This window comes from Pseudarthrobacter niigatensis (assembly GCF_030812615.1).
In the GTDB taxonomy this organism is placed as follows: Bacteria; Actinomycetota; Actinomycetes; order Actinomycetales; family Micrococcaceae; genus Arthrobacter; species Arthrobacter niigatensis.
On the sequence record NZ_JAUSTB010000008.1, the window covers coordinates 125,299 to 138,907 of the forward strand.

General features: G+C 66.5%; 11 protein-coding genes. 6 read left to right on the forward strand and 5 right to left on the reverse strand.

Annotated features, from left to right (window positions below; genetic code table 11):
• Positions 1 to 89 precede the first annotated feature (89 nt).
• On the reverse strand, positions 90 to 2,309 hold the full coding sequence (locus J2T23_RS13320) for an NADP-dependent isocitrate dehydrogenase (protein WP_141181001.1): 2,220 nt from the start codon (positions 2,307 to 2,309) through the stop codon (positions 90 to 92).
• 328 nt (positions 2,310 to 2,637) lie between these two features.
• Here J2T23_RS13320 and J2T23_RS13325 point away from each other — a divergent pair, with 328 nt between their 5' ends.
• Together J2T23_RS13325 and J2T23_RS13330 are read left to right on the forward strand one after the other, a co-directional pair.
• Positions 2,638 to 3,606 carry a trypsin-like serine peptidase gene (locus J2T23_RS13325; RefSeq protein WP_307360638.1) on the forward strand — a complete coding sequence of 323 codons (969 nt, stop codon included), beginning with the start codon at positions 2,638 to 2,640 and terminating at the stop codon, positions 3,604 to 3,606.
• The gene (locus tag J2T23_RS13330; protein WP_168225762.1) at positions 3,590 to 3,760 is read left to right on the forward strand and encodes a hypothetical protein; all 171 of its coding nucleotides are present in this window, start codon (positions 3,590 to 3,592) and stop codon (positions 3,758 to 3,760) included. Before J2T23_RS13325 ends, J2T23_RS13330 begins: the two co-directional genes overlap by 17 nt.
• Before the next feature lie 76 nt (positions 3,761 to 3,836).
• On the opposite strand, the gene purH is transcribed toward J2T23_RS13330, so the two are convergent.
• Positions 3,837 to 5,522 carry a bifunctional phosphoribosylaminoimidazolecarboxamide formyltransferase/IMP cyclohydrolase gene (purH, locus tag J2T23_RS13335; RefSeq protein WP_307360640.1) on the reverse strand — a complete coding sequence of 562 codons (1,686 nt, stop codon included), beginning with the start codon at positions 5,520 to 5,522 and terminating at the stop codon, positions 3,837 to 3,839.
• 143 nt (positions 5,523 to 5,665) lie between these two features.
• Between purH and J2T23_RS13340 the strand changes: the two genes are divergently transcribed.
• The gene (locus J2T23_RS13340; RefSeq protein WP_307360642.1) at positions 5,666 to 7,018 is read left to right on the forward strand and encodes an MFS transporter; all 1,353 of its coding nucleotides are present in this window, start codon (positions 5,666 to 5,668) and stop codon (positions 7,016 to 7,018) included.
• A 136-nt stretch (positions 7,019 to 7,154) separates the two neighbouring features.
• Here J2T23_RS13340 and purN read toward each other — a convergent pair whose 3' ends face one another.
• Positions 7,155 to 7,736 carry a phosphoribosylglycinamide formyltransferase gene (gene purN, locus J2T23_RS13345; RefSeq protein WP_307360645.1) on the reverse strand — a complete coding sequence of 194 codons (582 nt, stop codon included), beginning with the start codon at positions 7,734 to 7,736 and terminating at the stop codon, positions 7,155 to 7,157.
• Between the two features lie 39 nt (positions 7,737 to 7,775).
• On the opposite strand from purN, the gene J2T23_RS13350 reads away from it, so the two are divergent.
• Positions 7,776 to 8,207: a hypothetical protein gene (locus tag J2T23_RS13350; protein WP_307360648.1), complete on the forward strand. Its 432-nt coding sequence runs from the start codon at positions 7,776 to 7,778 to the stop codon at positions 8,205 to 8,207.
• A gap of 13 nt (positions 8,208 to 8,220) precedes the next feature.
• Here the strand turns inward: J2T23_RS13350 and J2T23_RS13355 are convergent, their stop codons facing one another.
• Entirely contained in the window at positions 8,221 to 9,537 is a 1,317-nt protein-coding gene (locus J2T23_RS13355) for a cell division protein PerM (protein WP_307360650.1), read from the reverse strand.
• A 440-nt stretch (positions 9,538 to 9,977) separates the two neighbouring features.
• Entirely contained in the window at positions 9,978 to 10,820 is an 843-nt protein-coding gene (locus tag J2T23_RS13360) for a PRC and DUF2382 domain-containing protein (RefSeq protein ID WP_307360653.1), read from the reverse strand.
• 259 nt (positions 10,821 to 11,079) lie between these two features.
• Here J2T23_RS13360 and J2T23_RS13365 point away from each other — a divergent pair, with 259 nt between their 5' ends.
• The gene (locus J2T23_RS13365) at positions 11,080 to 12,237 is read left to right on the forward strand and encodes a glycosyltransferase family 4 protein (protein ID WP_307360656.1); all 1,158 of its coding nucleotides are present in this window, start codon (positions 11,080 to 11,082) and stop codon (positions 12,235 to 12,237) included.
• A complete protein-coding gene (locus tag J2T23_RS13370; protein WP_307360659.1) occupies positions 12,234 to 13,601 on the forward strand; it encodes a UDP-glucose dehydrogenase family protein in 1,368 nt (455 codons plus the stop codon). The genes J2T23_RS13365 and J2T23_RS13370 overlap by 4 nt, the downstream gene beginning before the upstream one ends.
• The last annotated feature ends 8 nt before the right edge of the window (positions 13,602 to 13,609 follow it).

Consider the following 13,609-nt stretch of genomic DNA (forward strand, 5'->3'; position numbering starts at 1 on the left):
GTCCGCCTCCAGCAGGCAGCAAAGCAAAAAAGAAGCGGTGCTCCGGTGAAAAACCGGAGCACCGCTTCTTTCTGCCGGAACGGCAGGTGCTAGGCCAGGCTGGCGATGACCTTGTTCAGCGTGGCGGAAGGACGCATCACGGATGAAGCCTTGGCATCATCCGGGCGGTAGTAGCCTCCGATGTCCACGGGTGAGCCCTGGACCTCGGCCAGCTCGCCCACGATGGTTTCCTCCTTGGAGGAAAGTTCGTTGGCGACCGTGCTGAACGCGGCGGCCAGGTCGGCGTCGTCGGTCTGCTTGGCCAGTTCCTCTGCCCAGTAGCGGGCCAGGAAGTAGTGGCTGCCACGGTTGTCCAGCTCGCCGGCGCGGCGGCTCGGGGACTTGTTCTCCAGCAGGAACGTGCCGGTGGCGCGGTCCAGGGTGTCGGCCAGGACCTGTGCGCGTGCGTTGCCGGTGGTGGTGGCCAGGTGCTCGAAGCTCACGGCCAGGGCCAGGAACTCACCCAGGCTGTCCCAGCGCAGGTGGTTTTCCTTCAGCAGCTGCTGGACGTGCTTGGGGGCGGATCCGCCGGCGCCGGTCTCGAAGAGTCCGCCTCCGTTCATCAGCGGAACAACCGAGAGCATCTTGGCGCTGGTGCCCAGTTCCAGGATGGGGAACAGGTCCGTGAGGTAGTCGCGGAGCACGTTGCCCGTGACGGAGATGGTGTCCTCGCCCTTGCGGATGCGCTCGAGGGTGAAGGCGGTGGCCTTGACCGGCGACATGATCTGCAGGTCCAGGCCCTCGGTGTCGTGGTCCTTCAGGTACTCGTTGACCTTGGCGATGAGGTTGGCGTCGTGTGCACGCTCCTCATCCAGCCAGAACACGGCGGGGGTCTGCGAGGCGCGGGCGCGGGTGACGGCCAGCTTGACCCAGTCGCGGATGGGTGCGTCCTTGGTCTGGCAGGCACGCCAGATGTCACCGACGGAAACTTCGTGTTCCAGCAGGACGTTGCCGTTGCCGTCAACGATCTGCACCTTGCCGGCTTCCTGGATTTCGAACGTCTTATCGTGGCTGCCGTATTCCTCAGCGGCCTGCGCCATGAGGCCCACGTTCGGGACGGTGCCCATGGTGGTGGGGTCGTAGGCGCCGTTGGCGCGGCAGTCGTCGATGACCACCTGGTAGATGCCGGCGTAGGAGCTGTCCGGCAGAACGGCGAGGGTGTCGGCTTCCTTGCCGTCCGGGCCCCACATGTGGCCGGAGGTGCGGATCATGGCCGGCATGGAGGCGTCCACAATGATGTCGGAGGGCACGTTCAGGCTGGTGATGCCCTTGTCGGAGTCCACCATGGCCAGCGCGGGTCCGTCTTCCAGGCCCTTCTTGATCAGGCTCTGCACGCCCTCGCGGACATCCGCCGGCAGGTCCTCGAGGCTGCTCAGGATGGCTGCGAGACCGTTGTTGGGGCTGATGCCGGCGGCGGAAAGCTGCTTGCCGTAGGTCTCAAACAGCTCGGAGAAGTATGCCTTCACCACGTGGCCGAAGATGATGGGGTCCGAGACCTTCATCATGGTGGCCTTCAGGTGGGCGGAGAACAGCACGCCCTCTTCCTTGGCGCGGGCAACCTGGGCCTTGAGGAACTCGTCCAGTGCGGCGGCGCGCATCACGGTTCCGTCGATTACTTCACCGGCCAGGACGGGGAACGCCTTCTTCAGGACCTTGACCGAGCCGTCCTCGCGGACCAGCTGGATGGCGATGGTGCCGTCGGCCTCGATGACCACGGACTTCTCGTTGGAGCGGAAGTCGTCCTGGCCCATGGTGGCCACGTTGGTCTTGGAGTCCGCGGTCCAGGCGCCCATGGAGTGCGGGTTCTGGCGGGCGTAGTTCTTGACGGACAGCGGAGCGCGGCGGTCCGAGTTGCCTTCGCGCAGGACCGGGTTCACGGCGGAGCCCTTGATCTTGTCGTAGCGCGAGCGGATGGCGGTCTCCTCGTCCGAGGAGGGGTTGTCCGGGTAATCCGGCAACGCGTAGCCCTGGCCCTGCAGCTCTGCAATGGCGGCCTTCAGCTGCGGGATGGACGCGCTGATGTTGGGCAGTTTGATGATGTTGGCTTCCGGCGTCTTCGCCAGCTCACCGAGTTCAGCAAGGGCGTCACCGATCTGCTGCTCGGGGGTCAGGTAGTCACCGAAGACGGCGATGATGCGGCCGGCGAGCGAAATGTCGCGGGTCTCCACCTCCACACCTGCTGTCGAAGCGAACGCCTCGATGATGGGCAGGAACGAATAGGTAGCCAGCATCGGCGCTTCGTCGGTGTGGGTGTAGATAATCTTGGACATGCGCGGGCGTCTCCCTGTGGGTCGGCTTGGTTGTGAAAAATCGGTCTATTTCACCATGTACAACTTACCTGAGGACCCGGCTTTGAACCGTACCCGGGTCCCAGCGTTACCCCGGCGGTGAGCAGGATTACAGCGATGGAGAACGGCCGACGACGGCACTGGGCCCGGGTGCCGGGGCCAACGTTCTGCATACGGTGCGGGTGGGGCGGGGAAAAGGGTGACCGGCAGCTATTGATACCTCACTACTGTGTACAAACTTGCCCGGTGACGATAAGTTCGCTACGTCACTCCCGCCCCAGGGCCCACCCCCCTTCCAGACAGGACAACAATGACACGCACCAGGTCTCTGGCTTCCGGCCTCCTGACTCTTTCGGCGGCCGCCATGCTCACACTCACTGCTGCCGGTGGCGCCTCCGCCGCCCCGGCGCCGTCGGACGGTAACGAAGCGCCGTCGGTGGCCAGCGTCACGCTCGACGCCGGGGCTGCAGCCGATTACTGGACTCCCGAGCGGATGCAGGGCGCTGTTCCTGGTGACACGCTGGCCGACAAGGCCCTGGAACGCGGCAACCGTTCAAACCCTGCCCTGGTGGAAAAAAGCAAGCCGTCCTCCACCAAGGCCACCAAGGGCAAACCCACGCTTGCCCAGAGCGCGAACCCCGTCTCCCACATCGGCAAGGTCTTCTTCACGCTCGGCGGAACGAACTATGTGTGCTCCGGCAACGCCGTCACCTCGACCAACCGCAGCACTGTGGCAACGGCCGGCCACTGCGTGAATGAAGGCCCGGGCGCGTACGCCACCAACTTCGTCTTCGTCCCCGCGTATGACAACGGGGCAGCCCCTTACGGCAAATGGACCGCCAAAGCCCTGTATGCCCCCACCCAGTGGGCTTCCAACGGCGACATGACGTATGACACCGGCTTCGCCGTGATGAACCCTGATGCCAAGGGGCGGAAGCTGACCGACGTCGTCGGCGGCTCCGGCACTGCCTTCAACCAGGCACGGGGCCTGACCTACACGTCGTACGGCTACCCGGCAGCGGCGCCCTTCAACGGGGAGACCCTCAAGAGCTGCACCGGGACGGCGTCAAATGATTCCAACAACCCCCAGTTCAACACCCAGGGCATTCCCTGCGACATGACCGGCGGTTCCTCCGGTGGTCCGTGGTTCATCGGCAACGGTCCCGATGGCCTGCAGAACTCCATCAACAGCTACGGCTACAACGGCTCCGCAGTGATGTACGGCCCATACTGGGGCTCCGTTATCGAGACGACGTACACCAATGCCGCGAAATCCTAAAGAACCCGCACCGGACCAGGACCCCGTCAGCCACGTGGACTTGAACCAGTCGCCCGAGGAAGTCCTCGAGTACTGGACAGACGAGCGAATGGCGGCGGCGAAGCCCCGGGAGATTCAGCTTCCGGAGCCCGAACCTCCTGCCGGCCAGGACTAAGCCGAAACACAACGACGGCGCCCGTCCCCTATGCAGGGGACGGGCGCCGTCGTCTGTTGAAACCCGGCGGTGGGTATTAGTGGAAGAAGTGGCGGGCTCCCGTGAAGTACATGGTGATGCCCGCAGCGTTCGCTGCTGCGATGACTTCCTCGTCCCGGACAGAACCGCCCGGCTGCACCACGGCGCGGACACCGGCGTCGATCAGGATCTGCAGGCCGTCGGCGAACGGGAAGAACGCGTCCGAGGCGGCCACGGCACCGCGGGCACGCTCAGGTGCGCCGCTCGCATCCGCGTTGGAGGCCCCGCCGGCACCGTCGACGTCGGACTCCACCGTGACGCCCAGCGTGTTGGCCCGCTCCACCGCGAGGCGGCAGGAATCGAGCCTGTTGACCTGGCCCATGCCGATGCCCACGGCAGCGCCGTTGTCGGCAATGAGGATGGCGTTCGACTTCGCGGCCCGGCACGCAGTCCAGGCGAAGGCGAGGTCCGCGAGGGTCTTCTCATCCGCGGCCTCACCGGCGGCGAGGGTCCAGTTGGCGGGGTTGTCGCCGTCGGCGTCCACCTTGTCGCTGACCTGGACCAGCATGCCGCCGGAGACCTGGCGGAACTCCGTGGGGTACCGGCCATATCCCTCGGGCAGGGCCAGCAGGCGGATGTTCTTCTTCTTGGAGAGGATTTCCACCGCCTCAGGCTCGAAGCCGGGTGCGATGACCACCTCGGTGAAGATGTTCTTGACGGTGTTGGCCATGCCGGCGGTCACCGTGCGGTTCGCTGCGATGACGCCGCCGAAGGCGGAGACGGGATCGCAGGCGTGTGCTTTGGCATGGGCCTCGGCGATGGGGTCCGCGGCGTCCTTGGAGCCGACGGCGACGCCGCACGGGTTGGCGTGCTTGATGACGGCGACGGCGGGCTCGCTGAAGTCGTAGGCGGCGCGCAGGGCGGCGTCGGCGTCAACGAAGTTGTTGTAGCTCATGGCCTTGCCGTGCAGCTGGTCCGCCTGGGCGATGCCCACCGGGGCGGCCTTGTCCACATACAGGGCCGCCTGCTGGTGCGGGTTCTCGCCGTAGCGGAGGACCTCGGAGCGCTCCAGGGACAGGCCGGCGTAGGCAGGCCAGTCGATGACGCCGTCGCCGTCCTCGTCCAGGAACTGGCTGGCGGTCCAGGTGGCCACTGCATTGTCGTAGGCGGCGGTGTGGGCGAAGGCCTTGGCGGCGAGGCGGCGGCGGGTTTTCAGGTCGAAGCCGCCTTCCGCTGCGGCCTCCACCACCTGGCCGTAGAAGGACGGGTCCACCACGATGGCGACGGCGGCGTGGTTCTTCGCGGCCGACCGGACCATGGCGGGGCCGCCGATATCGATCTGCTCCACGACGTCGTCCTGCGCGGCACCGGACTTGACGGTTTCCACGAACGGGTAGAGGTTCACCACCACCAGGTCGAAGGCTTCGATGTCCATGCTGGCGAGGGTTTCCATGTGCGCCGGGACGCGGCGGTCCGCCAGGATGCCACCGTGGACGCGCGGGTGCAGGGTCTTGACGCGGCCGTCCAGCATCTCGGGCGAACCGGTGACTTCCTCAACCTCCTGCACGGGAATACCCGCGGCGGCGATCTTCTTGGCCGTGGAGCCCGTGGAGACGAGCTTCACGCCCGCTGCGTGCAGGCCCGAGGCGAGCTCCTCCAGACCGGTTTTGTCGTAAACCGAGATCAGAGCCCGGCGGATGGGTACACGGTCAATGGATACGCGCTCATGCTGCGTGAAGCTCACAAATGTCTCCGTCTTATCTCGCGGAACAGGGCCGCGGTTGGTGGGGATACGGCCAGTTTATCGCGAAGGCAACGGTTACCCCCTGTGGGCTCCGGAGTGTGAACTTCCGCGGGCCCGGATAGAGTCTTCAGCAGGAGGCGGCGATGAATACTTACACCACTGTGCCCAGCGGCGAACAGGTGGTCCAGGAACTGCCCTGGCGATGGAAAGTCCAGGGCAGGATCTTCCTGATCGGGGGCCTCGGATTCATGTTCGACGCCTGGGATGTAACCCTGAACGGCATCCTGATTCCGCTGCTGTCCAAGCACTGGTCGCTGTCCGCAGGGGAAGCGGCCTGGGTAGGCACGGCGAACCTGATCGGCATGGCGCTGGGTGCCTTCATCTGGGGAACCATTGCGGACACCTTGGGGCGGAAGAAGGCATTCACCGCCACGCTGCTGCTCTTCTCCGTGTTCACTGTCCTCGGTGCGTTCGCCCCCGATTTCGTCTGGTTCTGCGTGTTCCGGTTCATGGCCGGGTTTGGTCTGGGCGGCTGCATCCCCGTGGATTACGCACTGGTGGGCGAGTTCACCCCGCGGAAACAGCGCGGCAAGGTGCTCACTGCCATGGACGGCTGGTGGCCGGTAGGCGCGGCTCTCGCCGGGTTCGTCTCGGCCGGCCTGGTGGCCCTCTACGGCGACTGGCGCCTGACCATGCTGGTGATGGTGCTGCCCGCCCTGCTGGTCTTCTGGATCCGGCGGAGCGTGCCGGAGTCTCCACTGTTCCTGATCCGGAAGGGCCGCAGGGAAGAAGCGGCCAAAATCATTGACGGCCTGGTGGAGGCCACCGGGGCGGAACCGCGCGCGTACAGCCTTCCCGACGCCCGGGATGTCCCACGGCTTTCCGCCGGCAGCGCCTGGACCCAGCTGCGTTCGGTATGGCAGTTCAACTGGAAGATCACCGCCGCCGCCTGGTCCCTGTTCTTCAGCATCCTGCTGGTGTACTACCTGTCCCTGACGTGGATGCCCAGGATCCTCATCGGTGCCGGCTTCGCCGAGTACAAAGCGTTCGTCACCACGGCGTCCATGGCCGCCGTCGGCTTCCTGGGCGTGGTGGTGGCCGCCCTCCTGGTGGAGCGGGTGGGGCGCAAGTGGATCCTTGCCATCACCGGTCCGTTGTCCGCGCTGACCCTGGTGATCGTGGCATTCGTGGTGGACATCCCCACGGCCGCGGTGTTCTGGCTGCTGGTGTTCGGGTTCGTGGTGCAGGTAGCCATTCCGGTGCTCTACGCCTACGTGTCCGAGCTCTATCCCACGGAATTGCGGGGCACCGGGTTCGGTTGGGCGTCCACATTTTCCCGGCTGGGTGCAGGGTTTGGACCGCTGGTCTTCGCCAACTACTTCTGGCCGGAACTCGGGCTGGCCACTTCCTTCGCCCTGGCCGGCGCCCTGGTGCTGGCCTCCGTGCTGTGGATGGCGTTCTTCTCCCCGGAAACCCGCCGGGCCCGCCTGCAGTAGCCGTTTGTCGCGACGCCCTTATTCATTTTTGACGCGCATGTTCCCCTGCGCGCACAGTATGTACGCCGCGAAAACGGCATATGTGCGTCGAAAAGGAGAGTGCGCATCGAAAAGGAGAGTGCGCGTCGACGGCGGCCTACGCGGCGGAATATTCCGGGTCCGCGGCGAGGGCGGCCAACGTGGAAACCAGGAGCCGGCGCTCCACCACCTTGATGCGTTCGTGCAGGGTTTCCTCGGTGTCCGCGTCCTCGATGGCCACAGCTTCCTGGGCAATGATGGGGCCGGTGTCCACGCCGGCGTCGGCCCAGTGCACGGTGCAACCGGTGACCTTGACGCCGTAGGCCATGGCGTCGCGGACGCCGTGGGCGCCTGGAAAAGCAGGGAGCAGCGCGGGGTGTGTGTTGAGGTACCTGCCGTTGAACGCGTCGATGAAATCGGGGCTGACAATCCGCATGAACCCGGAGGACACCACAACGTCCGGCGAGTAGGCGGCGACGGCCCTGGCCAGCGCGGCGTTCCAGTCGGTACGGTCCGGGTAGGCCTTGAAGTCCACCACAAAGGTGGGGATGCCGGCGGCAGCGGAGCGTTCGACGCCGTAGGTTCCTTCGCGGTCGGCGCCCACCGCCGCGATTTCCACATCGAGCTCCCCCGCTTTGACGGCGTCGATAACTGCCTGGAGGTTGGACCCGGTGCCGGAGACGAGGACGACGATACGCATTGGTCCAGCTTAGGTGCAGGCTCGCGTACGCTGGAAAACATGAACAGCGAACCGGGCCGGGCCGGGCGGCAGCAGGCCAGGCCCCCGCTCAGCGAGGCAGCGAAAGCCTCCCTCGCCAAGACCCACACCCTGTTCAGGACGTTCGTGGTGACGGTACTCGGCGCGTTCTTCGTGTACCAGCTGGACGTGGGCTACCTGTGGCTGACAAGCCTGCTCACCTTGGCGAGCCTGGTCCTGGGCATAGTCCTGCTGGTCCGGTCCATCCGGTTGAAGGAATCCAGGCTGGTCCTTGTGGGCACCATTTCCGGGCTGGTGGTGGCAGCCGTGATGGTGCTGCTGATCGTCACCACCTTGGTCCTGTTTGACCAGGTGCGCGAGTACCAGGCCTGCCTGGGCCGGGCGCTGACGGACCGGGCCACCCAGGCGTGCATGGTGCAGCTCCAGGACGTCCTGCCCGCCAGGATTCCCTAGCCCCGGGGCGGTCCTAGTGGACCAGTTCCCCTTCGCGATCGGCCGCCCCGGCCTTCTCCCTTTCCAGCCAGGGTCCTGCCGCGTAGCCAATGACCACGCCGGCGGCCACCTCCGCAGCCACCCATAGGGCCGTCCACAGCGGGTCAGGACCGATTGCGGTCAGGCGCCCCAGTCCTGCTGACCCCCGCGCAATCCAGGCCAGGCCCATCACCAGCAGCCCGGCGGCCAGCCCCGCGAGCACCCCGAGGACAAGGGTGGAGACGGTGGCGGTGAACCAGCGGGCGTGGACCTTGATGGCGAGCCACTCGTCAAAGTGGTTTTCCCCCTCCCGCAGGAACCACCACCCCGCCATGACGCCCGCCAGCACGGGAACTAGCAGGGCGACGACGGCGTAGTCCAGGGATCCTGACGGGATGGCGGCCAGGACAGGAATGGATGGGAGCGGCCCGACTGCGGTGCCCAGCGCACCTGCCTGGGATCCGGCCCCCAGGGCAAAGCCGGCTCCTGACGTCCACGCAAGCGCGAAGACCACAAGGTTGGGCAGGAAGCCCAGCTGCGCGATGGTGAGGGCGGCGCCTCCCACCGGGCCGGCGTCGAGCGCTTCATACACGGACACCACCAGGTTCCAGTGGATGAACAGATCGACCGCCAGCAGCGCAGCGGCCAGGGTAAGGGCGGATGCGACGGCGACAAAGCCTGCCTTCGCCGCGGAGGCGAAGTAGGATCCGGCCCATCGGGAATGCTGGCTGGTGCGGGAGATCCAGTCCACCGCGTCGACGCCGATGAGCCGGCTCCAGGACCCTGCTTCCCTTCGTGCACCGACCACCATGCCGAGGCCGAACGGGACCAGGGGAACCAGTATGGCGTACCAAAGGTTGATGACAACGTCGCTGCTGCGGCAGACGAACCCGGTGGCCGCACCGAACGCCGCATAGACTGCCCACGAGCCCAGCAGGGCCTGCCACAACTGGTCCGTATAGGAGGCCCGTGCGAGCCTCCGGCCTGCGCGCCACGCCAGGAGGAACGGGATCAGGGTCAGGCCCAGGGGAATCAGGCTCAGCGTGCCGGATCCGCCGTGGGTGGCGGTCGCCGGTCCTGCGCCGGCAAGCTCCAGCGGCACCCCGTGGACCAGGAGCCAGGACTGCCCTGCCAGGCGTGCCAGCACCTCGAACTGCCCGTTCTGGAAACCCGCGGTGGCCCAGACTGCCACGATGGGCGCCACGACCACCAGCGCCGAGATGATGGCCGCCTGCGCCGCTTCAAGGGCACCCTGCAGCCACAACGGCATGGGAAGGCCACGGTCTCCGGTCTGATCAGCGCGCAGTTTCATCGTGTTCCATGGTGTCACGCCGGGTGCGCCGCGTCCGCGAACGACAGGCTCGCGGGCGCCACCGATCAATATCCAAATGCCCGGCTGTCCGGCGCTTTTTGCCCTGCCCCGCCGTAAAATTGTTAGAAACCAACACCCGCCTGCCCGCAGGGGCATCCTGCGATTTCTGCTGGCCGTGGGCGTGAACCCGACCAGCCGCTTGCCCGGATACCGTCAACCGGGAAAACAGGAGCCGCGAATGAGAGATGAACCGTAAGTTCTGAAGATATTCGTCCTACTGGCTGGTGCAGTTGCCGCTTTCAGCGCGGCTGCACCAGCGCTTTAAACGGTGCGGCGCCGGGAGCCTCCAACCAGGCTCCCGGCGCCGTTCACCGAATCAGGCCCGCCGCTCCAGCCAGCCGGCCCTGCGGACTTGGCGGGGACAGAGTTCCCCGGTCCGATCAGCGACGCGTGTCGCCGTCCGTTTCGATGTTTTCCTTGCGGACTTCCTCGTTGACCGTGACGTCGTCATGGACTGTCTCTTTGTCCAGCCGGACCCGTTCCACGGGAACAGTCTCTTTCTCCACCACGGGGCGTTCCTCATGCAGGACCACCTCGTGCTCTTCCTCGCTGATGCCCGGGCCGTCCAGCGCGGAGCCGCGGTTGGCGTCCGTGATGGGCTCGCGCTCCACCCGGACTTCTTCACGCTCCACCGGGATGGTCTTGGTGACATTCTCGGTGGTGACGTACTTGCGCAGGCGGGCCCGGCCTGTGGTCTCACGCTCCTTGCCCACGTGCAGCTGTTCCTCGGAGCGGGTCATGGCGTCGTCCGTGGTGGGGCCGGAGGTATCGTGGCCCACGGTCCCGCGAGTGTGGGTGTCCGCGGCGGAAGTGATCCCGGCCGTGGGGGTCCCGGCATTCAGGTCTGCATCGCCCTGGAGGTCGACGTCGCCGGCGGTGTCACGGGTGGCCTCGGTGTACGTCCGTGCGCCGCGGTCGTAGTACGTGTACAGCCGGTCCTCTTCCTCGGGGGTGAGGTGTCCGTCGGCATCAACGCGGGGTGCGTCGTTGACGTGCTCCTTGGTGAAGGGCACCACCAGGTCCTCGCCCTGGTTGTGCGCGCCCTCAACCGGCACGAAGGATTCGGACGTACCGAAGAGGCCGGTCTTAACGGTGACCCAGGTGGGTTCGCCCGTGTCGTCGTCTGCATACAGCTGGCCGATCGAACCGATTTTCGTGCCGTCGGAGCCGACTACGTGGCCGCCCTTGGTGAGCAGGTTTTCAAGGTTTTCCCTGTTGAGCATGACGTCTCCTTGGATTGTCGTTGCACTAGGTCTGCCAGCAGTGGATGGTCCGGACCGGGGCATTCTCCCGTCATCCGGCTTCCGCCCCGGCTGCTTGAGGCTCTGCGCTGACTGCCCCACTACCGTAAGCATGCTTAGCATCAAATGCCAAGCCTACTTAGTAATTTTCTTGGCGGCCGGGGCAGCTGTTCACCCGGCCTTCTCCTCCGGGTAACGCTTTTTCCCCCGCCATTTCAAGGACGGCGCGCACGGTGAAGGGGTGAGGATCGCAATCGTCGCCGAATCATTCCTGCCGTTGATGAACGGCGTTACCCATTCAATCCTTCGGGTCCTGGATCACCTCCAGGAGCGTGGTGACGACGTACTGGTCATCGCCCCGTCAGCGCAGGAGGGAGCCGAGCCGGGCCAGGTCAAAGGGGCGGAAGTCCACCGGCTGCCGGCAGTCCCGCTGGCCGGCTACACGAATGTACGGGTGGCACTGGGAGGTGTGTACCGGGTCAAGCGAATCCTTGCCGAGTACGCGCCGGACGTTGTGCATCTCGCCTCGCCGTTCGTCCTGGGCTGGCGCGCAGCGCAGGCGGCACACCAGCTCGGAATCCCCACGGTGGCGGTCTACCAGACCGAAGTTCCCAGCTATGCGGCCAGGTACGGCGTTCCCTTCCTTGAAAACTGGGCCTGGAACAGGGTGGAGAACATCCACCTGCTGGCCTCACGCACCCTTGTGCCCTCCACGTTCGCGCTGAACCAGTTGCGCGGGCGGGGCATCCCGCGGGTACGGATGTGGCGCCGCGGGGTGGACACCGCCCGGTTTTCGCCGGAAAAGCGCGACGACGGGTGGCGGGCTTCGGTTGCCCCGGACGGTGAACGCATCATCGGGTACGTGGGCAGGCTGGCCATCGAAAAGCAGGTGGAAGACCTTGCCGCCCTCGCCGGCATTCCCAACACCAGGCTGGTGGTGGTGGGCGACGGCCCCCAACGGGCAGCCCTTGAGGCGGCCCTCCCCCAGGCGGTATTCACCGGCTTCCTGGGCGGTGAGGACCTGGCGCGGACGGTGGCATCCTTCGACCTGTTCGTCCATCCGGGTGAGTTCGAAACCTTCTGCCAGACCATCCAGGAGGCCATGGCGTCAGGTGTTGCGGTGGTGGCCACGGGCCGGGGCGGACCACTGGACCTGGTGGAGAATTCACGCACCGGCTGGCTCTACGAACCGGGTGACCTGTCCGCCATGCGCGCCCGGGTGCAGGACCTGATGGGCGACGACGCCAAACGCCGCGCCTTCGCAGCCGCGGCCCACGCCTCGGTCCAGGAGAGGACCTGGCCGGCGCTTTGCACGGAACTGGTACAGCACTATACGGACGTCATTGCGGCAGTCCCCGCACCGCCGCGGAAGGCTTCAAAGGCAGGAGCAACATCATGAAGATATCCGTGATCGGCTGTGGGTACCTCGGCGCTGTCCACGCGGCAACCCTTGCATCCATGGGCCACAGCGTTGTGGGCATCGACGTGGATCCCGGCAAGGCGGCCCAGCTGGCACAGGGAACCGCACCGTTCCATGAACCGGGGCTTGACGAGCTCCTGGCGCACGGCCGCGCCACCGGACGGCTGCGCTTCTCCACGGATCCGGCCGAGGCGCGCACTGCCCAGGTGCACTTCCTGTGCGTGGGGACGCCGCAGGACAAGACGTCCGACGCCGCCGACCTTACCTTCCTGGTATCAGCCCTGGAAGGGCTGCTGCCGCACCTGGCGGCGGGCGCCGTCGTCGTGGGCAAATCCACGGTGCCCGTCGGCACGGTGGACATGCTCCGGGAGATCCTCGCACGGCGGCCGGACGTGCTGCTCGGCTGGAATCCCGAATTCCTGCGGCAGGGCACCGCCGTCAAGGACTCACTGGTTCCGGACCGGCTGGTCTACGGCGTTGAAGGCGGCCGCCCCGCCGCCTTCAACCCCCACACCGGGGCACCGACGGGGGTGACTGCGGCCCTGGACGCCGTCTATGAGCCGCTGCTGGCTGCCGGAATCCCGCGGCTCGTCTGCAATTTCGCCACGGCTGAACTCATCAAGTCTGCCGCGAACGCGTACCTGGCCACGAAGGTGAGCTTCATCAACGCCGTGGCCGAACTGTGCGACGCCGCAGGCGCCGACGTCACGGAGCTCAGCGGGGCAATGGGGCTGGACCCGCGGATCGGCAGCCGGTACCTGCACGCCGGGCTCGGTTTCGGCGGCGGCTGCCTGCCGAAGGACATCCGCAGCTTCCGCGCCCAGGCCGCCACCCTGGGAGTACCTGCGGTGGAGCAGTGGATGCGGCTGGTGGATGCGGTGAACCTGGGCCAGCGGGAGCGCACGGTGGGACTCGCTGCAGAGTTGTGCGGCGGAACCCCCGCCGGGCGATCCATCACCGTACTGGGCGCATCCTTCAAGCCCGACACCGACGATATCCGCGACTCCCCCGCCCTGGATGTTGCGGACCGGCTGGCCGCTGCCGGGGCGCACGTCACCGTCACCGACCCCAAAGCGGTCAATCTTGCCTGGCGCCGCTACCCGCGGCTTCGGTTCGAGGCCTCCGCTGCGCGGGCGCTCCAGGATGCCGAGCTGGTGCTGCTCCTCACGGAGTGGGATGAGTACCGGCAACTGTGTCCCGCTGCTGCCGGGCAACAGGTACGACGTCGGGTGGTCCTGGACGCGCGCAACGTGCTGGATGCGGCGGCCTGGCAGGAACAGGGCTGGGTGGTCCGCGGACTCGGAACGTCCTCCGGCGCCGTGACGGCGGCCGCGGTGCGTTGAAGGCCGGC